The sequence below is a fragment of the Curtobacterium sp. ISL-83 genome (genome assembly GCF_018613895.1).
Taxonomy (GTDB): Bacteria; Actinomycetota; Actinomycetes; order Actinomycetales; family Microbacteriaceae; genus Curtobacterium.
Genome location: NZ_JAGGPH010000007.1, coordinates 600,807 through 624,128, shown reverse-complemented (window position 1 = coordinate 624,128; position 23,322 = coordinate 600,807). Strand labels below are relative to the sequence as shown.

24 protein-coding genes are annotated in these 23,322 nt (G+C 70.3%); 7 read left to right on the top strand and 17 right to left on the bottom strand.

Annotated elements, in window-relative coordinates; genetic code table 11:
• Window positions 1-21 precede the first annotated feature (21 nt).
• Together J7E22_RS07495 and radA are read left to right on the top strand one after the other, a co-directional pair.
• The gene (locus J7E22_RS07495; protein ID WP_214980324.1) at window positions 22-987 is read left to right on the top strand and encodes an SGNH/GDSL hydrolase family protein; all 966 of its coding nucleotides are present in this window, start codon (window positions 22-24) and stop codon (window positions 985-987) included.
• 9 nt (window positions 988-996) lie between these two features.
• Window positions 997-2,358, top strand: a complete 1,362-nt coding sequence (gene radA, locus J7E22_RS07490) for a DNA repair protein RadA (RefSeq protein ID WP_214980322.1) — start codon at window positions 997-999, stop codon at window positions 2,356-2,358.
• Between the two features lie 13 nt (window positions 2,359-2,371).
• On the opposite strand, the gene J7E22_RS07485 is transcribed toward radA, so the two are convergent.
• Window positions 2,372-2,755: an SseB family protein gene (locus J7E22_RS07485; protein ID WP_214980320.1), complete on the bottom strand. Its 384-nt coding sequence runs from the start codon at window positions 2,753-2,755 to the stop codon at window positions 2,372-2,374.
• Window positions 2,756-2,989: 234 nt separating this feature from the next.
• On the opposite strand from J7E22_RS07485, the gene J7E22_RS07480 reads away from it, so the two are divergent.
• Window positions 2,990-3,196, top strand: coding sequence for a cold-shock protein (locus J7E22_RS07480; RefSeq protein WP_214980318.1), 207 nt, complete (start codon window positions 2,990-2,992; stop codon window positions 3,194-3,196).
• Between the two features lie 241 nt (window positions 3,197-3,437).
• Here J7E22_RS07480 and J7E22_RS07475 read toward each other — a convergent pair whose 3' ends face one another.
• Window positions 3,438-4,175: a hypothetical protein gene (locus tag J7E22_RS07475; protein ID WP_214980316.1), complete on the bottom strand. Its 738-nt coding sequence runs from the start codon at window positions 4,173-4,175 to the stop codon at window positions 3,438-3,440.
• A gap of 63 nt (window positions 4,176-4,238) precedes the next feature.
• The gene (locus J7E22_RS07470) at window positions 4,239-4,781 is read right to left on the bottom strand and encodes an amino-acid N-acetyltransferase (RefSeq protein ID WP_214980314.1); all 543 of its coding nucleotides are present in this window, start codon (window positions 4,779-4,781) and stop codon (window positions 4,239-4,241) included.
• Window positions 4,782-4,949: 168 nt separating this feature from the next.
• On the opposite strand from J7E22_RS07470, the gene J7E22_RS07465 reads away from it, so the two are divergent.
• Both J7E22_RS07465 and J7E22_RS07460 read left to right on the top strand, forming a co-directional pair.
• Window positions 4,950-5,600: a DUF1345 domain-containing protein gene (locus J7E22_RS07465; protein WP_308159174.1), complete on the top strand. Its 651-nt coding sequence runs from the start codon at window positions 4,950-4,952 to the stop codon at window positions 5,598-5,600.
• Window positions 5,601-5,697: 97 nt separating this feature from the next.
• Entirely contained in the window at window positions 5,698-6,150 is a 453-nt protein-coding gene (locus J7E22_RS07460; protein ID WP_214980312.1) for an SRPBCC family protein, read from the top strand.
• 98 nt (window positions 6,151-6,248) lie between these two features.
• Here J7E22_RS07460 and J7E22_RS07455 read toward each other — a convergent pair whose 3' ends face one another.
• Both J7E22_RS07455 and J7E22_RS07450 read right to left on the bottom strand, forming a co-directional pair.
• Window positions 6,249-8,768: an ATP-dependent Clp protease ATP-binding subunit gene (locus J7E22_RS07455; protein WP_214980310.1), complete on the bottom strand. Its 2,520-nt coding sequence runs from the start codon at window positions 8,766-8,768 to the stop codon at window positions 6,249-6,251.
• Between the two features lie 248 nt (window positions 8,769-9,016).
• Complete coding sequence (locus J7E22_RS07450; protein ID WP_214980309.1) at window positions 9,017-9,559, bottom strand: Clp protease N-terminal domain-containing protein; 543 nt, start codon at window positions 9,557-9,559, stop codon at window positions 9,017-9,019.
• Between the two features lie 67 nt (window positions 9,560-9,626).
• Here J7E22_RS07450 and J7E22_RS07445 point away from each other — a divergent pair, with 67 nt between their 5' ends.
• Window positions 9,627-10,559 carry an NAD(+)/NADH kinase gene (locus J7E22_RS07445; RefSeq protein ID WP_214980307.1) on the top strand — a complete coding sequence of 311 codons (933 nt, stop codon included), beginning with the start codon at window positions 9,627-9,629 and terminating at the stop codon, window positions 10,557-10,559.
• Between the two features lie 50 nt (window positions 10,560-10,609).
• The gene (locus J7E22_RS07440; RefSeq protein ID WP_214980305.1) at window positions 10,610-11,635 is read left to right on the top strand and encodes a hypothetical protein; all 1,026 of its coding nucleotides are present in this window, start codon (window positions 10,610-10,612) and stop codon (window positions 11,633-11,635) included.
• A gap of 188 nt (window positions 11,636-11,823) precedes the next feature.
• Here the strand turns inward: J7E22_RS07440 and J7E22_RS07435 are convergent, their stop codons facing one another.
• From J7E22_RS07435 to ftsH, 12 genes are all read right to left on the bottom strand, one after another.
• Entirely contained in the window at window positions 11,824-12,882 is a 1,059-nt protein-coding gene (locus J7E22_RS07435) for a sigma-70 family RNA polymerase sigma factor (RefSeq protein WP_214980303.1), read from the bottom strand.
• 343 nt (window positions 12,883-13,225) lie between these two features.
• Window positions 13,226-13,357: a hypothetical protein gene (locus J7E22_RS17880; RefSeq protein WP_285439846.1), complete on the bottom strand. Its 132-nt coding sequence runs from the start codon at window positions 13,355-13,357 to the stop codon at window positions 13,226-13,228.
• 90 nt (window positions 13,358-13,447) lie between these two features.
• Complete coding sequence (locus tag J7E22_RS07430; protein ID WP_214980301.1) at window positions 13,448-13,651, bottom strand: hypothetical protein; 204 nt, start codon at window positions 13,649-13,651, stop codon at window positions 13,448-13,450.
• Between the two features lie 53 nt (window positions 13,652-13,704).
• Window positions 13,705-15,207, bottom strand: coding sequence for a lysine--tRNA ligase (lysS, locus tag J7E22_RS07425; protein WP_214980299.1), 1,503 nt, complete (start codon window positions 15,205-15,207; stop codon window positions 13,705-13,707).
• A 572-nt stretch (window positions 15,208-15,779) separates the two neighbouring features.
• Window positions 15,780-16,472, bottom strand: a complete 693-nt coding sequence (locus J7E22_RS07420) for a DUF2520 domain-containing protein (protein WP_308159173.1) — start codon at window positions 16,470-16,472, stop codon at window positions 15,780-15,782.
• On the bottom strand, window positions 16,469-18,229 hold the full coding sequence (locus J7E22_RS07415) for a PH domain-containing protein (RefSeq protein ID WP_214980296.1): 1,761 nt from the start codon (window positions 18,227-18,229) through the stop codon (window positions 16,469-16,471). Before J7E22_RS07415 ends, J7E22_RS07420 begins: the two co-directional genes overlap by 4 nt.
• 9 nt (window positions 18,230-18,238) lie before the next feature.
• Entirely contained in the window at window positions 18,239-18,760 is a 522-nt protein-coding gene (locus J7E22_RS07410; protein ID WP_214980295.1) for a PH domain-containing protein, read from the bottom strand.
• A gap of 23 nt (window positions 18,761-18,783) precedes the next feature.
• Entirely contained in the window at window positions 18,784-19,272 is a 489-nt protein-coding gene (locus J7E22_RS07405) for a DUF3180 domain-containing protein (RefSeq protein WP_214980294.1), read from the bottom strand.
• Window positions 19,269-19,853 (bottom strand): 2-amino-4-hydroxy-6-hydroxymethyldihydropteridine diphosphokinase, encoded by a 585-nt coding sequence (folK, locus tag J7E22_RS07400; RefSeq protein ID WP_214980293.1) that lies wholly within the window; start codon window positions 19,851-19,853, stop codon window positions 19,269-19,271. The genes J7E22_RS07405 and folK overlap by 4 nt, the downstream gene beginning before the upstream one ends.
• Entirely contained in the window at window positions 19,850-20,242 is a 393-nt protein-coding gene (gene folB / locus J7E22_RS07395) for a dihydroneopterin aldolase (protein ID WP_214980292.1), read from the bottom strand. Before folB ends, folK begins: the two co-directional genes overlap by 4 nt.
• Window positions 20,239-21,201, bottom strand: coding sequence for a dihydropteroate synthase (gene folP, locus J7E22_RS07390; RefSeq protein WP_214980291.1), 963 nt, complete (start codon window positions 21,199-21,201; stop codon window positions 20,239-20,241). The genes folB and folP overlap by 4 nt, the downstream gene beginning before the upstream one ends.
• Window positions 21,202-21,207: 6 nt before the next feature.
• A complete protein-coding gene (gene ftsH, locus J7E22_RS07385) occupies window positions 21,208-23,196 on the bottom strand; it encodes an ATP-dependent zinc metalloprotease FtsH (protein WP_214980289.1) in 1,989 nt (662 codons plus the stop codon).
• Between the last annotated feature and the right edge of the window lie 126 nt (window positions 23,197-23,322).

Below are 23,322 nucleotides of genomic sequence, written 5' to 3'. Positions count from 1 at the left end.
GGCGCGCGTACCGTCGGCTGCATGAGAACCCGCACCATCGTCGCCCTGACCACATCGATCGCCGGCAGCCTCGCCGTCGTCGGTGCCGGCCTGTTCGGCGCACGTGCCGGCATCCGCGGGCAACGAGCGGCATCGCAGCGCGTGGTCGACATGCTCCCCGTGCACGCCGACTGGTGGCGTGAGCACCTGCAGCACGAGGGGCAGATCACCTACCTGGCGATCGGTGACTCCGCTGCCCAGGGGGTCGGCGCGACGGCACCCGCTCGCGGCTACGTTGGGCTGCTGGCCCGACGGATCCGGCACCGGTCGCAGATGTCCGTGCGGGTGGTGAACCTGAGCGTCTCGGGCTCGACGACGTGGGGCGCGAAGAAGGACCAGCTCCCGAAGCTCCGCAACTACACGCCCGACATCTGCACGGTGTCGATCGGTGCGAACGACATCGCCGACTTCGACCCGGACAAGTTCGAGCGCAACCTCCGCGAGATCTACAGCGCGGTGCCGTCGCACGCAATCGTGGCGGAGCTGCCGTGCATGTTCGTGCCGGATCGCGAGCGCAAGGTCGCGGTCGCGAACGAGATCGTGCACCGCGTTGCGGACGAACTCGGCCTCACGGTCGCGCCACTGCACGTCATCACGAAGCGGGTCGGCGTCCGGCGCACCTTCTTCAACAGCTACGGGGACCTGTTCCACCCGAACGACCGCGGGTACGAGATCTGGGCGAGCGCGTTCGAGCCGGCGGTCGACGCCCGGGTGGACACCGTCGCCGCGATCCGGCACTACCTGTCCGCGCGCGAAGCGGAAGAGCTCGGGAGCGAAGCCGGGTCGGTGGCGACGGCCCGCGCCGAGCAGGACCTCGACGGCGCGGACGGCATCGAGCACCTCGGCCGTCCCGGTGCCGTCGAACGGCTGCGGCAGCGCGTGACGGGGTCGGTCTCGCTGCCGGACCACGCCGCTCCTGACGCCGGGGATGTCGGCGGAGCCGCCTAACCTCGAGCCATGGCCCGCCCGCAATCCCTCTACCGTTGCACCGAGTGCGGCTGGACCAGCGTGAAGTGGGTCGGCCGCTGTGGCGAGTGCCAGACGTGGGGTTCGGTGGAGGACACCTCCGCCGCGTCCGCCAGTTCCCGCGGCACGACGGCGGTCGCCGTCACCGGCGCCCGCATCGCGCGTCCGATCACGGAGGCCCGTGGCACGTCCGTCCAGCGGTGGCGGTCCGGCATCGGCGAGTTCGACCGCGTGCTCGGCGGCGGGATCGTCCCCGGCGCAGCCGTGCTCCTGTCCGGCGAGCCGGGCGTGGGCAAGTCGACCCTGTTGCTCGAGGTCGCCTCCCGCGCTGCCGCAGAGGGCAAGCGGGTCCTGTACGTCAGCGCCGAGGAATCCGTGGACCAGGTCCGTCTCCGCGCCGAGCGGACCGGCGCCATGCACGACGACCTGTACCTGGCGAGCGAGGTCGACCTCGGCGTCATCCTCGGGCAGATCGACCAGGTCAAGCCGGACCTGCTCATCGCCGACTCGGTGCAGACGATCTCGTCGAGCACGATCGACGGCATCGCCGGCGGCACGTCCCAGGTGCGCGAGGTCGCGTCGACCCTGATCCGCGTCGCGAAGGACCGCGCGCTGCCCGTCCTGATCGTCGGACACGTCACGAAGGACGGCACGATCGCCGGTCCACGGCTGCTCGAGCACCTCGTCGACGTCGTCTGCCACTTCGAGGGCGACCGGCAGACGGCGCTCCGCTTCGTGCGGGCGCTCAAGAACCGCTTCGGCCCGACGGACGAGGTCGGGTGCTTCGACATGACCGGCGACGGCATCCGCGAAGTCCCCGATCCGAGTGGCCTGTTCATGTCCCGCAACAGCACGCCGGTCTCCGGCACGTGCGTGACGGTCGCGCTCGAGGGCCGGCGGGCCCTCCCGGTCGAGGTGCAGGCCCTCGTCGTGCCGAGTTCGGCACCGCAACCGCGCCGGGTCGTGAACGGGGTCGACGCCTCCCGCGTGGCGATGCTCCTCGCGGTGCTCGAACGACGCGCGGGCTTGAAGCTGTCCGACGCCGACGTCTACGTCTCCACGGTCGGCGGCATGAAGCTCACCGAGCCCGGGGCCGACCTGGCGATCGCGCTCGCACTCGCCAGCGCCGCTCGCGATCGCCCGTACCCCCACACGTTGGCGGCGGTGGGCGAGATCAGCCTGGCCGGCGAGATCCGACCCGCGACCGGGACCAAGCAACGCCGGAGCGAAGCCGCTCGACTCGGGTTCACGACCGTGTTGGGGTCGGACTCGGAGCACCTCCGCGAAGCCCTGCGTGTCGCGTTCTCGCTGGCGAAGTCGCCCCGGGAACGCGAACTCGACAACGCGTTCTGACGCGCTTCCGCGCTCAGGCGCGGAGCGCGGCGAGCAGGTCCTGGGGCGTCGACTGCATGGTGTGGGGTCCCGCGATGTCGAAGAACACCGCCTCGAGCGTCTCCAGGTGTGCGGCGAGGAACTCCTCGAGCCTCGGCCCGTCGTAGACCATCACCTGACGGATCTTCTCGTCGGGCACCATCGCGGTGTACGTGTCGGCAGAGGAGAACAGGAGCAGGATGCGCTGCTCCGTCCCCTCCCGGCCGAACACCCGCACCTGCATGTCCTTCTTGCCCGTCACGAGCCGGGGCACGATCACGATGTCGTTCCGCAGTGCGTACGCGACCGCGGCGACGTCCTGCTGCGCGAGCGCTTCCTCGAGCTGCTCGCTCCGGAAGCGCTGTTCCTTGTATGCCATCACCCCTAGTCCACCAGATTCTTGGCCGATCAGCGACATGGGGTTCCCCAACGGCCGCGATCCACGCTACGGTGGTGTCAACCGCTTCGGCGGGAGTCCACGTTCTCTGCGCCGATCAGCGCGTTGGGAACCCACTTGGTCGTTGGTCTTCGGGCTGGATGGCCCTGCACCCGCCTCGCCGGCACTGTCCCGCGTGGCGCATTTCGACTGCATTTGAAGTAAGGAAACGCCGTTATGGCAACTGGTACCGTGAAGTGGTTCAACAACGAAAAGGGCTTCGGGTTCATCGCCCCGGACGACGGCAGCGCTGACGTCTTCGCTCACTTCTCCGCGATTGGTGGCAATGGCTACAAGTCGCTCGAGGAGAACCAGAAGGTCGAGTTCGACATCACTGAGGGCCGTAAGGGCCCGCAGGCGGAGAACATCGTCGTCATCGGCTGATCACATCAGCTGAGCTGAACGGGTCCGTCGTCCTCCGGGACGGCGGGCCCGTTTTGCATGTCCCGGGACATGAAGCCGAGCGGGGTCCGCGATGACGCGTCGATCCGCCGGCACGGGCACTGGCACACGCACACGCACACGCACACGCACAAGCACAAGCACAGACCCCGGCAGAGCCCCAAGCACGGACACCGGCCGGCCGGATGAGCGCGGCTCCTCCGTCAGCCCAGCGGCTCCTTCATCAGCCCAGGATGAACTGCGCCGACGCCTTCGACGAGATGCTCCCCACCGCCACCTGCAGGTGGTAGCTCGCACCGCCTCCCGTCACCGCCGGCCGTGACGACTCGCACGTCGACGTCGACGAGCGCGTCCGGTCCCAGGCGATCGCCGGCGTGGTCAGCGTCTGCCCGGCCTTGATCGTGACGTCCTGGTGCGTCCCACCGGTCTGGCAGTCCTTCGACGACCAGTACTGCTCCTGGCCGGAGCTGATCGTCAGGACCTGCTGCGACGACCCGAGGTCCATGTGGCAGGCACTCGTCCCGGTGTTCTTGATGGACATCGCGACCTTCGGGTCCTCGGTCGGTCCGTAGCGCGTCTTGTCCAGCACGGGCACCAGGTCGATCTGGTCCTTCGTGCAGGTGCTCCCGTCGCCGCTCGTGGCCGACCCGGCACCGGCGGCCGTCGTGGCACCCGCCGAGGGAGCCGCCGATGCGGAGGCAGCAGTGCCCGCCCCAGCACCGGTCACGGCCCCGGCCGACCCGGCTCCAGCCGACCCGGACCCGGGCGCCCCTGCTGACACCGCGGGCCGCGCGCTGGCGGACGCCGACCGTTCAGCCGCCGAGGTCGCTCCGTTCCCCCGTCCCACGACGATGAGCACGACCACCACGACGATGAGCAGCAGCACCCCGATCACGGCAGCGCGGCGGCGCCAGTAGACGCGCGGCTCCTCGGGCCCGACGGGGTGGCGGATCGACGACATGCGCACAGGGTAAGTGCCCACGCGCAACCAGCCGGAACGCGACGCCGACGTCGCGCGAACCCGTCAGAGGATCTTCAGCATGCGGGTGTTGCCGAGCGTGTTCGGCTTGACCCGCGCGAGGTCGAGGAACTCCGCGACCCCTTCGTCCGACGACCGCACGAGTTCGGCGTAGACGTCGGGTGAGACCACCCGCTCGCCGATCTCCAGGTACCCGTGCTTCGCGAAGAACTCGACCTCGAACGTCAGGCAGAAGATCCGTGCGACGCCGAGCTCGCGAGCGTCGTGCTCGAGCGCCTCGAGCATGCGGTGTCCGACGCGCTTGTGGATCCAGTCGGCGTCGAGCGCGAGCGTGCGGACCTCGGCGATGTCGTCCCAGAACACGGCGAGGGCTCCACACCCGATGGGGACACCGTCCGGCCCCTCGGCGATCCGGAACTGCTGGATCGAGCCGTACAGGGCGACGTTCTCCTTGCCGAGCAGGATGCGCCGGTCGACGTAGGGCGAGATGAGCCGCTGGATGTGCGGGACGTCGGACGCCAGTGCCGGGCGCACGAGGATCCCGTGCTCGTCCCGTTCGTGGAACGCGTGCTTCCCGTGTGCAGTCATCCGCCCCAGCCTACGGCCCACGCCGGGCCGCGACCCAGCGACCACACGCCCCGACCCGCGACCACTCCACCCGCGACCACGCCGACCCGCCACCCACCTGCCCGCACCCTCAGCCACGGGAGCGGCCTTCCCCGGACGCCCGCCGCTGGCGCAGACCATGCTGGCCAGGTGGACGTCACCCCCTCCGCGCACCGATCCCGTCGGTACCGCACCCGCCTGCTCCTGATGGTCATCATCGGCGTGCTCGTCGGCATCGCCGCCGCCGTCGTCGTCGGCCCGCAGTGGGCGCCGTCGATCGGGTGGGCGGCCGCCTGCGCGACCTACGTCGTGACGGCCTGGCCCCTCCTCCGCTTCGACGCGGAGCGCACGGCCCGGAGCGCCGCGCGCGAGGACCCGCGCCGCACCGTGACCGACCTGCTCCTCGTCGGCGCCGCGATCGCGAGCGTGGTCGCCCTGCTCGTGGTCCTCTCGGGCGCTCGTGGCCTGCACGGACCCGCGCAGGACCTGGCGGCCGCGCTGGGTGTCGTGAGCGTGTTCCTGTCGTGGCTCCTCGTGCAGACGCTCTACACACTGCGGTACGCCGAGTACTACTACAGCGGGACCCCGGGTGGCATCGACTTCAACCAGCCGGAGCCGCCCCGCTACTCGGACTTCGCCTACTTCGCGGTGACGGTCGGCATGACGTACCAGGTGTCCGACACGACGATCAGGTCGAGCGAGGTGCGCGTGGCGACGCTCCGGCACGCACTGCTGTCGTTCTTCTTCGGCACGGTCGTCATCGCGAGCGTCATCAACCTGGTCGCGGGCCTCGGCGGCTGACCGCTCGCGGGCACGGGGGACACGCCCCGGGAGCCCACCCAGCGCGGTCGGCCTACCGTCACCAGAGCACACCGTGAACGACGAACGAAGGAGCACCATGCCCCAGATCATCGAGACCGTCGACGTCAGCGTCCCCGTCCGCGCCGCCTACGACCAGTGGACCCGCTTCGAGGAGTTCCCGCTCTTCCTCGACGAGGTCGAGAAGATCGTCCAGATCGACGACAAGACCCTCGACTGGACCGTCAAGGTCGCCGGGCAGGAGCGCGACTTCCGCGCCGTCATCAGCGAGCAGCACCCGGACGAGCGCGTCGCCTGGACCGTCAAGGACGGCGAGACCGACCACGCCGGTGTCGTGACGTTCCACAAGCTCGGTGACACCGAGACGCGCGTCACCGTGCAGATCGACTGGCAGCCCTCCGGCATCCTCGAGAAGCTCGGTTCCGCGGTCGGCGTCGGCGGTCACGCCGTCAAGAAGGACCTGCAGAACTTCAAGGAGCGCGTCGAGAACGCCCCCACCGAGCCGGGCTGGCGCGGCGACGTCCAGGCCTGATCACGGATCAGCGGGTCACGTCCACGACGTGACCACAGACAGACGGGAGGCCCGGTACCAGCTGGTACCGGGCCTCCCGTCTGTCGTCTGGTCGGGTCCTAGGACTCGATCTCGCCCTGCGGCGCGTCCGCGGTCTCGACCGCGGCAGCCCCGGCGAGGACCTCTTCGCGACCCGGCTGACGCCCGGTCTCGAAGGTGAACTTGCCCCCGGTGAAGTCGACCTTCACGTGGTCGCCCGCCGTGAGCTCACCCTGCAGGATGTGCTCGGACAGCTGGTCCTCGACCTCGTGCTGCATCGCGCGACGGAGCGGGCGAGCACCGAGTGCCGGGTCGAACCCGACCTTGATGAGCTGCTCCTTGGCCGACAGCGACAGCTCGATGGTCATGTCGCGGTCGAGCAGGCGGTCCGCCAGGCGCTTCACGAACAGGTCCACGATCTGCAGCAGTTCGGACTGCGACAGCTGCGGGAACACGATCGTGTCGTCGACGCGGTTCAGGAACTCGGGCTTGAAGTGCTTCTTCAGCTCCTCGTTCACCTTCGAGCGCATCCGGTCGTACCCGACCGAGGAGTCACCCTCGACCTGGAAGCCGACCGGGCCACCGGCGATGCCCTGCGAACCGAGGTTCGTGGTCATGATGATGACGGTGTTCTTGAAGTCGACCACGCGGCCCTGACCATCGGTCAGGCGGCCCTCTTCGAGCACCTGCAGCAGCGAGTTGAAGATGTCCGGGTGGGCCTTCTCGATCTCGTCGAACAGGACCACGGAGAACGGCTTGCGGCGCACCTTCTCGGTGAGCTGGCCGCCCTCCTCGAACCCGACGAACCCGGGAGGGGCACCGAACAGGCGCGAGACGGTGTGCTTCTCGCCGAACTCCGACATGTCGAGGGAGATCAGTGCGCCCTCGTCGTCGAATAGGAACTCCGCGAGCGCCTTGGCGAGCTCGGTCTTCCCGACGCCCGTGGGGCCGGCGAAGATGAACGAGCCCGAGGGGCGGTTCGGGTCCTTCAGGCCGGCGCGAGTGCGGCGGATCGTCTTCGACAGAGCCGAGATGGCCTCTTCCTGACCGATGACCCGCTGGTGCAGCGCCTTCTCCATGAAGACGAGGCGCGAGGTCTCCTCTTCCGTGAGCTTGAACACCGGGATGCCCGTGGCCTGCGCCAGGACCTCCGCGATGATGCCCTCGTCGACGGTGCCGGACGCGGCGACGTCACCGGCACGCCACTGCTTCTCGAGGCGGAGACGCTCGCCGAGGAGCTTCTTCTCCTCGTCGCGCAGGCTCGCGGCCTTCTCGAAGTCCTGCTCCTCGATCGCGGCTTCCTTCGACCCACGGACCGTCGAGATCTTCTCGTCGAACTCGCGGAGCTCCGGCGGCGCGGACAGGATCGACAGACGCAGGCGGGCGCCGGCCTCGTCGATCAGGTCGATCGCCTTGTCGGGCAGGAAGCGGTCCTGCACGTAGCGGTCGGCCAGGTTCGCCGCGGAGACGATCGCACCGTCGGTGATGGACACCTTGTGGAACGCCTCGTACTTGTCGCGGAGGCCCTTGAGGATGTTGATGGTGTGCGGCAGCGACGGCTCGTTGACCTGCACCGACTGGAAGCGACGCTCGAGTGCGGCGTCCTTCTCGAAGTGCTTGCGGTACTCGTCGAGCGTGGTCGCACCGATCGTCTGCAGCTCGCCGCGGGCGAGGAGCGGCTTGAGGATCGAGGCCGCGTCGATCGCACCCTCGGCGGCACCGGCACCCACGAGGGTGTGGATCTCATCGATGAAGACGATGATGTCGCCGCGGGTGCGGATCTCCTTCGTGACCTTCTTCAGGCGCTCCTCGAAGTCACCGCGGTAGCGGGACCCGGCGATGAGCGACCCGAGGTCGAGCGAGTAGAGCTGCTTGTCCTTCAGCGTCTCGGGCACGTCGCCCTTGACGATCGCCTGGGCGAGGCCCTCGACGACGGCGGTCTTGCCGACGCCGGGCTCACCGATCAGGACGGGGTTGTTCTTGGAACGGCGGGAGAGGATCTGCATGACCCGCTCCATCTCCTTCTCGCGCCCGATGACCGGGTCGAGCTTGCCGTCACGGGCCGCCTGGGTGAGGTTCCGACCGAACTGGTCGAGGACCTGCGAACCCTGCTGCTGGCCGTTCTGCTGCGTCTCGCCGCCGACGGCGACCGCTTCCTTGCCCTGGTACCCGGACAGGAGCTGGATGACCTGCTGGCGGACGCGGTTCAGGTCGGCGCCGAGCTTCACGAGGACCTGGGCTGCGACACCCTCGCCCTCGCGGATCAGGCCGAGCAGGATGTGCTCCGTGCCGATGTAGTTGTGGCCGAGCTGCAGCGCTTCGCGCAGGGACAGCTCGAGCACCTTCTTGGCGCGCGGCGTGAACGGGATGTGCCCGGTCGGCTGCTGCTGGCCCTGGCCGATGATGTCCTGGACCTGCTCGCGCACGGCGTCGAGCGAGATGCCGAGCGACTCCAGCGCCTTGGCGGCGACGCCCTCGCCCTCGTGGATGAGGCCGAGGAGGATGTGCTCGGTGCCGATGTAGTTGTGGTTGAGCATCTTCGCTTCTTCTTGAGCGAGGACGACAACACGACGGGCCCGGTCGGTGAATCTCTCGAACATGTCTCTCCCTTGGCCCCTTGTGGAATCGGAGCCGACAACTGCACCGGAATCGTGTGAAACCGGTCGCGTACATCGAGACTAACCAGCGCTCCCCCCGCGGGCTGCCCCTGTTCGCCGTGGGCGTGACCTCGTTGCGTCCGGCGCGCACCATGGTGTGGAGACGACGGACGGGAGGCGCGGTGCGGGTCGCGCACCGTGCCTCCCGTCCGGTGGTGGGCCGGATCCACGGCCCCCGTCACCCGGAGCGGTCAGGCGACCGGACCGAGACGGCGGCCCGCGCGCCGGAGTGCCTGGCGGAGCCGGCGCACGTCCACGCCCACGGTCTCGAGGACGTCGTGCGCCGACCCCATGAGCGGGTCGTCCACGCCGTCGAGGACGGCGAGGAGCACGTGGTCCGGGCGGAGACGGTCCCCCGGCCCGACGAGCTGCGCGGCTCGGGCGAGCACGCGCGCCGCGGCCGGCGAGCAGGCGACGGGTTCGCGCTGCTCGGGGTCCGCGGCACCGGGACCTGCGCCCGCGCCCGTTCCCGCTCCTGCCCTCATTCCTGCGCCTGCGCCTGCGCCGACGAAGGCGGAGACAGCCGGTCGCACCGCGGCAGGTGTCACCCCGTGCGCGACCAGGACCTCACGCAGCCGGGGGATCCCGCTGCAGAGGACGACGGCGGCCACGAGCAGGTGTTCGGCGTCGAGGAACCCGTACCCGCTCTCGCGCGATTCCTGTTCGGCGAGCAGCGTGATCTCGCGGCCGGAGCGGAGGGAGGGCAGGGCGACGGCGAGCGGTGCGGCGGGCATTCATTCAGTATATTGCATACGAACTCGCGGCAACCGGGTGTTCGGACGCGCTGGGTACCATCCAGGCATGGATCAGCCCGTCGTCGGCCTCGTCGTGCACCCGACTAAGAACGTGCAGGAGTCCGTCACGACCCTGCAGCGGTGGAACTCGTCCGGTCGTGGCGAGCTCATCGCCCGACGAGCGGACGCCCAGCGACTCGGCAACGTCGTGGACGTGGTCGACGACGACGACTTCACCGACCGCGTCGACCTCGTGGTGGCCCTCGGCGGTGACGGCACGATGCTCGGCGCGATGCGGCTCGTGGCGAAGCGTCCGGTCCCGGTGCTCGGCGTGAACTACGGCAACGTCGGGTTCCTGGTGGAGATCGAACCGCCGGAGCTCGAGAGCGTGTTGGAACGGCTGTCGGCCGGCGAGTACCAGCTCGAGCCGCACCACGCCCTCGAAGCACGGCTGTCGTGGGGCGGTGCACGGACGGAGTACCTGGCGTTCAACGACCTGACGATCGTGCGGCGCCCGGGGGCCGGTCAGGTCTCGGCGGACCTCAGCGTCGGCGGGCTCGGGTACGGCTACTACCGGGCGGACGCCATCGTCGCGTCGACGCCCGCGGGGTCCACCGCGTACAACTACGCCGCGGGTGGGCCCGTGCTCTCCCCCGCGCTGTCCGGCTCCGTCGTGACGCCGGTCGCGCCGATGGCCGGGATCGACCGGTCGGTGGTGCTGGCTGCCCGCGAGCGCTACCGGTTCGACATCGCCGAGGGCACCAGGAGCGCTGCGCTCGAGGTGGACGGCCTGGTGGTCGGCGAGGTGGCGACCGGGGCGCAGATCGACATCCGGCTGCGGAAGGACGCGGGCAGCGTGGTGCGGCTCGACGCCGAGCGGCACGGACGGACCGGCCGCGTGAAGCTGAGCCTGCTCGACCTGCCGTTGCGCCCGGACCAGCTCATCGAGCTCATCCCGAGCGAGCTGCGCCAGAAGCTCGGCCGCGACCTCGAGGAATAACCACCCTAGGTGGTTTGCTTCTCCTGGGCATGAGCCCGAGGAGGAACACCATGGAGCACACCACTCTGGTCGCACCGGCCGCACCCGTCGCGCCGGCCCGGCCGCGACTGGCCCTGAACACGTTCGGCATCGCGTTCGGCACGGCGGGGATCGCCGGGACCTGGACCGCTGCCGGCACGGACCTCGGAGCACCGCCCGTCATCGGCGAGGCGCTCTGGGTGATCGCCGCCCTGCTCTGGATCGGCACGATCGTCCGCTACCTCCGTCGCGCCGGTGGCCTCCGTGCGATCGGCGCGGACCTCCGACACCCGGTGTTCGGTCCGTTCGCTGCGCTCGTGCCCGCGATCGGTGCGCTCCTCAGCGCACACGTCGCCGCCGCACTGCCCGTGCTCGGCACGATCGGGGTGTGGACGATGGTCACGCTCTCGGCGGCGTTCGGCGCCTGGTTCCTCAGCTCGCTCCTCACCGTGCCGCGGGAGCCGGGGACCCTGCACGGCGGCTACCTCCTGCCGACGGTGGCGGGCTCCCTGCTCGCGGCGCAGTCCCTCGGCGCGATCGGCCAACCCGTGGTCGCGAGCGGGTTCTTCGCGGCGGGTGTGCTGTTCTGGGTGCTCGTCACGGCGGTGCTGCTCGGTCGCCTGACCACCGGTCCTGCGCTGCCGGCGCCGCTGTTCCCGACGATCGCGATCCTGTCCGCGCCGCCCGCGGTCGCCGGCAACGCCTGGTGGGTGATCACCGGCGGCGGCCCGTCGATCGTGCACACACTGCTCGTCGGGACGATGGTGGCGTTCGTGCTGCCCCACGTGTTCCTGGTGCACCGGTACCTGCGGACCGGCTTCGCGATCGGCTTCTGGGCGATGACGTTCACCGCGGCCGCGAGCGCGACCTACGCCGTCCGCGTGCTGACCGCCGGCGGTGCCGGTGCGCTCGGCGTCGTCGCCGCGTGGGTCGTGGTCGCGGCGGCCACCGCGCTGGTGGGCACGATCGCGGTGCGCTCGGTCGGGCTGGTGCGGTCCGGGGGTCCCCGTTCCGGCGCGACGGCAGCGGCGGGAGCGGTTGCTCCGGCGCAGGTCTGACACAGCCCGGCTCCGGCTCCGGCTCCGGCTTCGGCTCCGGCTTCGGCTTCGGCCCCGGCTCCGGGCACGTGAATGGCCCGCCCAGGCTGCTGCCTGGACGGGCCGTCCCATCACCCCACCGGGTCGCCTTCCCACAGGTCGACCGGTTCCCCGAGCCGACGCTCACGCATCGGCCGAAGTCGTCTGACTCAGTCGGTCAGGTACAGCTGCATGTCCTGCGACACGGCCTTGGCGAACAGGCGCAGCTTCGCGCGGGACTCCACCCGGCTGACGGCCTGACGGGTCGTGTGCACGATCTTCGAGATCTCGTCGAGCGTCATCGGCTTGTCGTCGTCCAGGCCGTAGCGCATGCGGATCACGTTGGCCTCGTCGCTCGGGAGCTCCGAGACGATCGAGCGGATGTCGCGGTGCAGCAGCGTGGTCTCGGTGAGCTCGTTCGGGGACGCAGCGTCCTCGTCCTCGATGAAGTCGCCGAGTTCGCTGTCGTCGGAGTCACCGACGACGGTGTGGATCGACACCGGCTCGTGCGAGCGGCCCTTGAGGTCGACGAGTTCCTCGACGCTCATGCTCAGCTCGGCTGCGACCTCTTCCGGCATCGGCGCACGGCCGAGGTCGACGGTCAGGTCGCGCTCGGTGCGCGAGATCTTGTTGATCAGTTCGACGGTGTGCACCGGGATGCGGATGGTGCGGGCCTTGTCGGCGAGACCACGCGAGATCGCCTGGCGGATCCACCAGGTGGCGTAGGTCGAGAACTTGTAGCCCTGCGTGAAGTCGAACTTCTCGACCGCACGGACCAGGCCGAGGTTGCCCTCCTGGATGACGTCCATGAACGGCAGGCCGCGCTGCGAGTACCGCTTGGCGATGCTCACGACCAGGCGCAGGTTCGACGTGATCATGCGCTCCTTGGCGCGCTCACCGTCGCGGATCAACCAGCGCAGCTCGCGCTGCAGGGTCTTGTCGAGGCCCGGCTCGCTCGCGAGCTTCTCCTCGGCGAACAGACCGACCTCGATGCGGCGGGCGATGTCCGCTTCTTCCTCGGCGGTCAGGAGCGACAGACGACCGATGTGACGGAGGTAGTCGCCGACCTGGTCGACGGATGCACCACGGACGCCGGCGAGCTGCTCATCGGCTTCGACCTCGGTGTCGAGCGTGGTGGTCTCGGAGTTCGAGAGTGTGGTCTTGGGGGCAGCCGTCTTCTTGGTGCGGCGTGCGGTGGTCGTGCTGGGTCCTGCCGTTGCGATCGTCATGATGACTCCCTTGCGTTCGCTGGTGTTGACCTCGGTGGGGGGTGTTCACGAGTAAAGCGGTCATGAGGTGTACCCCACAAACCCCGGGGATCGATTCCCAGGGACCTTTCGTACTGCACCCCCGGAACCGTCCCCCACGGGGTACGCCTCGTCGTCAGTCTGGCCCTGCACGAACGCCGCGATCAAGGGGAAGTCGCCTGTTTTCCGGGCTTCCATCGATGTTTCTCCGGTGTTTCCGAACCTGTACCCCGCCGTGCCGCGCCGATCGGACACGAGAAAAGGGTACGGCGATCCAGATCGTGGCGATCTGGTCGACGTACCCCGAAGGAGGAACGGATGGGGGTCACCAGGACGGTTCGAGCCGCCCGTCCCGCTGCTTGACGACCTCGACGTCGGTGTCCCGGTCGAACTCGTCGTACTCACTCTCGATGTCACCGACGAGACTGCGGCCGGTGAACACATGCAGGATTGCCATGCCGACGATCGTCGCCGCCCGAGGCGGCGGGCAGGTGAACCCCGTGTGTCGATCTGCCGGCGGGCAGGAAGACGGGGCGAGCCGCCGGTCCTACTCGGCGGAAGCCGGTGCGGGCGCCGAGATGCCGTGCTCGCGCTCGAAGCGGGCACGTTCCTCGGCCTCGACCTTGGCGTACGCGGCACGCTCGGAGCGGTCGGCTCGGATGATGGCGCGCATCACGAACCAGAACACGAGGCCGACCACGACGGTCGGCGTCAGTGCGAAGATGATCCCGGTCACGACTCCATGCGGCACCCGAGCATGGTACCTCGCGGAACCATGGGCGCGATCCGCGTCCGACGCCCCCGTTACTTGACGAGCGGGAACAGGATCGTCTCGCGGATCCCGAGCCCCGTGATCGCCATCAGCAGCCGGTCGATGCCCATGCCCATGCCGCCCGACGGCGGCATCGCGTGCTCGAGCGCCCGCAGGAACTCCTCGTCGACGCGCATGGCCTCGGGGTCGCCGCCGGCAGCCAGGCGGGCCTGGTCGACGAAGCGCTCGCGCTGGACCACCGGGTCGACGAGCTCCGAGTACGCGGTCGCGAGCTCGAACCCGCGGACGTAGAGGTCCCACTTCTCCACGATCCCCGGACGGGTCCGGTGCTCGCGGGTGAGCGGTGACGTGTCGACCGGGAAGTTCATCACGAACGTCGGGCGGTCGAGCGAGTCGATGACGAAGTGCTCCCAGAGCTCCTCGACGTACTTGCCGTGGGTGGCGTGCGCGACCTCGACGCCCTCGGCGGCGGCCAGCTCCTGCAGCTCGGACAGCGGCGTCGCCGGCGTGATCTCCCGCCCGGCCGCCTCCGACAGCGAGCCGTACATGTCGATGCGCGGCCACTCGCCGCCGAGGTCGTACGAGGACCCGTCGGTGAGCGTCACCTCGAGTGCACCGCCGGTGACCGCGCGCGCGGCGTTCTGCACGAGCTCCTGCGTCAGGTCGGCCATCTGCTCGTAGTCGCCGTACGCCTGGTAGGCCTCGAGCATCGCGAACTCGGGCGAGTGCGTCGAGTCGGCGCCCTCGTTGCGGAAGTTCCGGTTGACCTCGAACACACGGTCGATGCCGCCGACGACCGCGCGCTTCAGGAAGAGCTCGGGCGCGATGCGCAGGTAGAGCTCGGTGTCGAAGGCGTTCGAGTGCGTCACGAACGGTCGTGCCGAGGCGCCGCCGTGCTGGGTCTGCAGCATCGGCGTCTCGACCTCGAGGTACTCGTGCGCCGCGAACGTCTGCCGCAGCGAGGTCATCACCGCGGCACGGGCACGGACGTTCGCGCGCGCGCCCTCGCGGACGATGAGGTCGAGGTACCGCTGACGGACCCGGGTCTCCTCGTTGAGTTCGTTGTGCAGGTTCGGCAACGGCAGGATCGCCTTCGCCGCCATCGCCCAGTCGTCCACCATCACCGAGAGCTCCCCGCGGCGGGATGAGATGACGCGCCCGTGCACGAACACGTGGTCGCCGAGGTCGACGAACTCCTTCCAGCGGGCCAGCGAGTCGTCGCCGACCTCGGCCAGGGACACCATCGCCTGGATGCGCGACCCGTCGCCTGACTGCAGCGTCGCGAAGCAGAGCTTGCCGGTGTTGCGCGAGAACACGATGCGGCCGGCGATGCCGACGACGTCCTGGGTCTCCTCGCCGGTCTCCAGGTGCTCGTACTGCGCACGGACCGCCGGGATGGTCGTCGTGATCGGCAGCCCGGCCGGGTACGCGTCGACGCCCGACTCCAGGAGCTTCGCCCGCTTGTCGAGCCGGACCTGTCGCTGCTCGCTGGTCTCCTCGGCGGACAGTGCGTCGGCGGTGGTCTCGTCGGTCATTGCTGGTGCGGCTCCGTAGGGGTCGTGGGGATGCGTCGATGCTACCCGTCGCTCGGCTGGCGCCCGGAACGAGGAGCCCTCTCACCACGATGTCGGTCAGGTCGGACGTGTCCGGACCGGACCGCACGCTGACGCCATCGCCCGGGTGAGGCGGGCGGGGTCACAGTGCGGGCGCTGGCGACGGCACTGCTCCTGCCCAGTGCCGAGCCAGGACGAGTGCCGCGGACGAAGTCCGCGTACGGAGTTTTGGCGACGCCCTGCACATGAAGGGCATGGGATGTCTAGGCGGCCGGAGGGGTGCTCGATTTGCACGCGGACTGGCGGCGGGATGTGCACGCGGACGCAGGATGGTGGTGGCGAGATGGGCGGGGGTGATGTGTACTGCCAGCCTCGGCCTTGTACCTCTCGGCGCCGCGCGAGACACGACCGCTCTGTCATCGGTTCACGATGTCATTGCGGCCGTTGTCGATCCCGCCCACGCGCGCGACCAGCGCAGACGACGGTGGGCGTCGGCGTGCGCTGCACGCCGCACCTCGGCCACTGACCTCCCCCACGCGGAGGAGCCCCGCTCGCTACAGCGCCGACGGACCGTCGGCGGCGGCGAGGGCGTTGTCGACGGCGGACCGGACGAGCGCACCGAGCACCCGGCCGGGGTGCTCCACACCGATGCCGGAGAGCGTCCCCGCGGACTGGTCGACGATCGCGGTCGAGAAGCTCACCGCTGCCCGGACGGCGTCGGCGTACGCCGGCCGGTCCTGCTCGGCGACGACGAACGGCTCCGCCCCCATCTCGACGGCGAGCGCCTGGGCGATCGGCAGCACGGGTGCGGGGGCGGTGACGGCACACCAGGCCTCGCGGAGCCGTGCCAGGTCCACGCTCGTGCCGGTGAACGCCATCGCCGGGTGGATCGCGAGCGGGATCGCGCCGGCCGCCGTGGCGGGCGCCAGGATCGCGACGCCGTGGTCAGGGCTGGTGTGCACGACGAGCTGCCCGGGCTGCCAGAGCCCCGCGTCCGCCAGCCCCTGCACGAGCCCCGCCAGCTGGTCGTCCGGCACGGCGAGCAGCACGAGTTCGCTCCGCTCGACGAGCTCGGGCGTCGGCAGGACCGGCGCTCCCGGCAGCATCACATCGGCACGGTCACGGCTGGCGTCGGACACGGCGGTCACCCCGACGATCGCGTGCTCCGCGTTCGCCAGGGCGGCACCGAGGACGGGGCCGACGCGTCCGGCACCGATGATGCCGACGCCGAGCCGTCCGGCCCTCACCGCGTCACCTCGGGGGACGGCACGTCGCCCCACCCGGCGGAGACGATTGGCCGGGCGGCGGGCGGGCCGGACGCCGGGACCGTCGGCGGGACCTGCGGCACCGCCTGCGCGACCGCGGCCGACGTGCCGGACGGCAGTCGGGCCTCCCGTTCGCGCCATCGGTGGGAGGTGTCGGCGGCAGCCGCCTCGACGGCACGGCGTGTGACGTCCGACCAGAAGTGTTGGGCGTCGACGGCGTCGAGCGCACCGATGCGGGCGGAGACCGGGCCGGACACCGTGTGCACGTGCACCGACGCCAGCCGCAGCACACGCTCGAGCGGTCCCTGCTCGACCTTCACGCTCTGCACGCGCGGCAGCGGCACGATCACGAGCGAGCGCCAGACGGCACCCAGGCGCAGGAGGACTGCTCCGGGGACGAAACGGTACCCGTTGCGGCGGAACGCCAGCGGGCGGAGCCACGCACCCCGGGTCGGCGACGAGGTGAACCCGCCGCGGCCCCTGGTCGTGGTGAGGCTGTCGTCGACGACGTCCACTGCCTCCGCCGATCCCTGCCGGAGCTGCTCCTGCGAGGCGGACGGACCGACGACCGCGGTCCCGACCAGGCCGGGCAGGATGATGTCGAGGACCTGTCGCACGTCGGCCGCGGTGCCGACCGGCAGCACGATCGACGAGGTGCGCTGGTCCTTCGACGCACCGTTCCCCGCGTTGGTGGCCCGGTTGATCCGGACGTCCCACCAGCCGAACGGCCGCCACATGAGCGGCTGCGCGACGCTCACGGCGTGGATCCGCCCCGGCGGCAACGTCTCGTTCGACGTCGACACCAGGCCGAAACCGATGCGGATGCCGTCCCGGGTCTCGGCGATCGTGTACTGCAGCGACCGCGAGAACTTCCGGACGTAGTAGCTGCCGACACCGATCACGGCGGGGAACAGTCCGAACAGGACCCCGTACGCGCCGGTCAGCGCCACGCTGACGACCATCGCCGCGACGACCGCGAGGAGGACGAGGGTCGTGCCGGACAGCACCATCGACGCGATCAGGCGGCCGGGGTGCACGCGCACGATCCGCGTGGCGCTGATGACGCTCGGGTCGAGTTCGGGCCCGAAGACCTCGTCGACGCGGTCGATCAGCCGTCCGTTCGACGCGCGCCCCGGCCCGGCTGCACCGCCGTCGTCCTTGGCGCCGGAGGCGAGGACCAGGATGCGCTGTCGCAGGTCGTCCGCGGCCCGTGCCCCGAGGTACGCCAGCTGCACGTTGGCGTCGTTGCCGGCCTGCGCGATCTCGAGCTTCGCCGTGCCGAGCAGGCGCGGGACGAGCGGGCGGGAGATGTTGATGCCCTGGATCCGGTCGAGCCGTGCCTTCCGGTGGTTGCGGAACACCACGCCGGACCGGACCTCGACGATCTCGCCGGTCACCCGGAACTCGTGCATCCGCCACGACAACCAGAACAGGCCGATGAGGACGAGGAGCAGCACCACGATGCCGAGCAGGACCCACCCGAGCACGCCGTGCTCCCAGACGAAGCGGACGGGGTCGCCGTCCTCCTGGGGGCCGCTGCCGGGGATCAGGAACGCGACCACCTGGTCACGCAGGCTGTTGAGCAGGTAGCCGAGGACCACGATCAGGAAGATGCCGCCCTTGAGGAGCGGGGTCAGCGGGTGCAGCCGGTGCCACTCGCCGTCGGTGAGCGGTGCCGCCGCTGCCGCGTTCCCGTGCAGACGGGGCGGTGGGGGCACGGAACCCGGTCGGAACGTCACGGCGGAGCCCTAGAGCCCGGCGCGCCGGGACTCGGCGAGTTCGACGAGTCGGTCGCGCAGGTCGTCGGCGTGTGCCGCCGGGATCCCCGGGATCCGGACGTTCGTCGAGGCCGCGGCCGTCACGAACTTCAGCTCGCTCAACCCGAGCAGTCGGTCGAGGGGACCGCGGTTGACGTCGACGAGCTGCATCCGGCCGTAGGGCACGGCGGTGAAGCGCTGCCACATCAGGCCACGGCGGAGCACGAGGTCGTCGTCGCGGAGGGCGTACCCGATCGCGCGGACCCGGCGGGGCGTCAGGATGGCGGTGACGAGCGCCGTGATGCCGACCGCGATCGCGATGAGGCTCCAGACCACGCCGCTCGGCCTGCTGAAGCCACCGGTGACGGATGCGAGCAGGACGCATCCGGCGGTGACGACGACCCCGATGACGACGGTCGTGACGAGTTCGGTCCAGACCAGCTTCGCCGACACCCGGGTCCAGGTGACGCCGTGCAGACGGAGGTCCGGCTCGTCGAGTCGGTCGAGCGGCATCGGTGGCCTCCTGCGGTCTGCGGTCAGTTCGCCGGCGTCGGAGGGTTCCGGGGGTCGTCCTGGTCGTCGTCGTCCGGAGGTGCGATGCACATCCGCTCGGCGACGAGCGCGCACACGGTCAGCACGAGACCACCCCCGATCGCCACGGCGTTCGGCAGGGTCGAGCCTAGCGAAGGCACCACCGCTCGGGACAGGAGGTACGCGACCAGTCCGACGGCGAAGCCGCCGAACAGCGAACCCGCGATGCTCGACGCTTTAGCGAGCACGACCACCCGCGTGGCGTAGAGCGGGTCGACGCGGCGCGTCCGGCCGGAACCGTCGCGAGCGTGACGGCGGACGGGGCGGGCCATCAGCACGACGGCGACCCCGATGAACGCGAGGGTCAGTCCCAGCGGCACCGAGAGCAGCAGCGTCGGAGCGCCGCGCGAGGCGAGCACGGCGTCGAGCGCGAAGGCGCCCACCGCGGCGACCACGATGATGCTGATCAGGGTGGAGGCCCTGGTCGGCTTCACGACTGCACCTGCGGCCCCGGCTGCTCCGGCTGCTCCGGCTGCTCCGGCTGCTCCGGCCTGGAGGCACCGCCCAGCTCCGCGAACAGGCGCGGCTCGTCGACGCGCTCGGTGTCGTCCCCGACCGCGGCCAGTAGGTCGGCCACCGGTCCGGCACCGGGCAGCACGGCGTCCGGGTCGGCGTCGAGCCACGGCGCGAGCACGAACGCCCGCTCGCCGGCGCGCGGGTGCGGGACCGTCAGGGCCTCGGAGTCGAACCGGTCGTCGTCGATGGCCACGATGTCGAGGTCGAGCGTCCGGTCGCCCCAGCGGACCTCGCGCGTGCGGCCGTGGGCGTCCTCGATGCCGTGCAGGGCGTCGAGGAGTTCCGGGCCGGTCAGCTCGGTGTCGACGATGACCACGGCGTTCCGGTACCGCGGCTTCGTGGTGTCCCGCCCGTCCAGCGTGACCGCGACCGATTCGACCTCGTGGCTGGACGCCACGGGGCGGACCCCCGGCAGTTCGGCGATCGCGGCAGCCGCCTGGCGGAGCGTGCTCCCCCGGTCCCCGAGGTTCGCGCCGAGGGCGACGACGGCGCGGCTCACTCTTCTTCCTCGTCGGAGGCGACCGTGCCGCCGCGGGACCGACGGATGGTGATCGAGACGTCGGTGAACGGGACGGTGATCGGGGCCTGCGGCTTGTGCACCGTGACCTCGGTCGCGAGCGCCGCCCGGTGCGTCAGGACGGCTGCGGCGATGCGTTCCGCGAGCGTCTCGATGAGGTCCACGGGGTCGCGTTCGATCTCGGCGACGACCTGCTCGGCCAGCACGCCGTAGTGCACGGTGTCGTCGAGGTCGTCGGTGCCCGAGGACTTGCGGGCATCGACCTCGACGGCGAGGTCGACGACGAAGTCCTGGCCGTCGGCGCGCTCGTGGTCGAAGACGCCGTGGTGACCGCGCGCGCGGACCCCGGTGAGGCGGATGGTGTCGTTCACGATCGAGCTGCCCTCCAGGCATCCCAGACGTCCAGCACGGCCCGGGTGGGAGCCGGGTCGTGCACGCGGACGCCCCACGCACCGCGTTCGGCGGCGAGCAGGCTGATGGCGGCGGTCGCGAGGTCGCGCTCCGCCGGTGGGGCGCCGGCAGGGCTGCCGACACCGTCGAGGAACCGTTTGCGGGACGCGGCCACCAGGACCGGCAGGCCGATCGAGGCGAAGCGCTCGTACCCGGCGAGGATCTCCCAGTTCTGCACCCCGTGCTTGGCGAACCCGAGGCCCGGGTCGATGACGACCTGCTCCTGCCGGACGCCGAGGACGATGAGCTCGGCGACGCGGAGTTCGACCTCGCGCCGCACTTCTTCCACCGCGTGCCGGTACTCGGCGTTCCGGAACATCCGGTCGCTGTGGCCGCGCCAGTGCATCACGACGAAGCCGGCGCCCGTCGACGCGATCACACGCGCCATGTCCGGGTCCGCCAGGCCGCCGGAGACGTCGTTGACGATCGCGGCGCCGAACTCCACCGCGCGTTCGGCGGTCGAGGCGTTCATCGTGTCGACGCTGACCGGGATGCCCTCGGCGACGAGCTGCTGCACGACCGGCAGGACACGTTCCTGCTCGACGGGCACCGGGACGCGCTCGGCACCCGGTCGTGTCGATTCACCACCGACGTCGACCAGGTCGGCGCCGGCGGCCACCAGGTCGCGAGCGTGCTGCACCGCGGCGTCGTACGCGTGGTGCAGCCCACCGTCACTGAACGAGTCGGGGGTGACGTTGAGGATCCCCATCACCCGCGTCCGGTCCGCCGTGGAGCGGTCTCGACGACGGCCGGTCACGATCTCCGGCACCGGGGCGGGTGCTCGGAGGTCGATCGCGACCGTCGCCGGCTGCGAGGCTTCTTCTCGTGCGCGGCTCACCTCGGCGAGCCGACGTGATCGTCTCGTCGGCAGGTCCGTCATGCCGGCCTACGCGGGGGCGATACCCGGGTTGCCGAACGGACGGCGCCGGGTCTTCGACGGCGACTCGGCATCGCTGGCGTCCGCCGCGGTGGAGGCCGCCTTGCCGGGGACCTCGATCGCGGGGAGGTTCGACACGGGCCGCTTGTCGCTCGAGAGCCACTGCGGGCGCTCGGGCAGCTTCCGGACGTCCTTGAAGATCTCGACGAGCTCGGGAGCGTCCAGCGTCTCCTTCTCGAGCAGCTCTCCGGCCAGGCGGTCCAGGATGTCGCGGTTCGCGTTGAGCACCTGGTAGGCCTCGTCGTGCGCGGCCTCGAGCAGGGCGCGGGTCTCGGCGTCGACCGTCTCGGCGATGTTCTCCGAGTAGTCGCGTCCAGTGCCACCGCTCATGTCGCGACCGACGAACGGCTCGGTGGACCCGGAGCCGAGCTTCACGGAACCGACGGCCTGGCTCATGCCGTACTCGGTCACCATCTTGCGCGCGGTGCCCGTGGCCTTCTCGATGTCGTTCGACGCGCCCGTGGTCGGGTCGTGGAAGACGATCTCCTCGGCCACGCGACCACCCATGGCGTACGCGAGCTGGTCGAGCAGCTCGTTGCGGGTGACGGAGTACTTGTCCTCGAGCGGGAGCACCATCGTGTACCCGAGGGCACGGCCACGCGGAAGGATCGTGATCTTCGTGACGGGGTCCGTGTGCCGCATCGCTGCCGCCGCCAGGGCGTGGCCGCCCTCGTGGTAGGCCGTGATCAGGCGTTCCTGGTCGGACATGATGCGCGTACGACGCTGCGGGCCGGCCATCACGCGGTCGACTGCTTCGTCCAGGGCACGGTTGTCGATGAGCTGCGCGTTCGAGCGGGCCGTCAGGAGCGCGGCCTCGTTCAGCACGTTCGCCAGGTCGGCACCGGTGAACCCGGGGGTCTTCCGGGCGAGGAGCTCGAGGTCGACGCTCGCGGCGAGCGGCTTGCCCTTCGCGTGCACCTCGAGGATCTGCTTGCGGCCCTGCAGGCCCGGCGCGTCGACGCCGATCTGGCGGTCGAAGCGGCCCGGGCGGAGCAGTGCGGGGTCGAGCACGTCGGGGCGGTTGGTCGCCGCGATGAGGATGACGTTCGTCTTGCCGTCGAAGCCGTCCATCTCGACGAGGAGCTGGTTGAGCGTTTGCTCGCGCTCGTCGTTGCCGCCACCGATGCCGGCGCCGCGGTGCCGACCGACGGCGTCGATCTCGTCGATGAACACGATGGCCGGCGAGTTCGCCTTGGCCTGCTCGAAGAGGTCACGGACGCGGCTCGCACCGACACCGACGAACATCTCGACGAAGTCCGAACCGGAGATCGAGTAGAACGGCACTCCCGCTTCGCCGGCCACGGCGCGTGCGAGCAGGGTCTTGCCGGTTCCGGGAGGGCCGTACAGCAACACGCCCTTCGGGATCTTGGCGCCGACGGCCTGGAACTTCGCCGGCTCCTTCAGGAACTCCTTGATCTCCTGGAGCTCCTCGATCGCCTCGTCAGCGCCGGCGACGTCCGTGAAGGAGACCTGCGGGTTCTCCTTGTTGTTCATCTTCGCGCGGGACTTGCCGAACTGCATGACCTTCGAGCCGCCGCCCTGGGCGCTCGACATCAGGAACCAGAACAGGCCACCGATGATCAGGAACGGCAGGATGATGCCGAGGAGCGACAGGAACCAGTTCGACTGCTGGACGGTGTCGTTCCACCCGTCGGGCAGCTTGGCGTCGCTGACGGCCTTGACGACCTCTTCACCACGCGGCGTCGCGTAGTAGAACTGCTCGTGGGCGTTGCCGTCCTTCAGGGTGAGGTCGACGCGCTGCTCGGTGGAGTTGACCACGACCGCGGAGACCTTGTCGTCCCGGAGCTGCTCGAGGCCCTTCTGGGTGCTGATCTGCTGGGTGCCGGTGGCGGCGATGAACTGCCACCCGACGAAGATCCCCACCAGCGCGATGAGCACGTAGAGGTACGGCCCGCGGAGGATGCGCTTGAAGTCCATGTGATCCGGGCAGGGAGCCCGACACCTTTCTCTGCCGAAGTTGCGTGCTGATCAGCATACGGCCGCGATTCTGTGGCGAGAATGGGTGTCCTCTGCGGGCGAACTCCGCGTCCGTCCCGCGCCGGC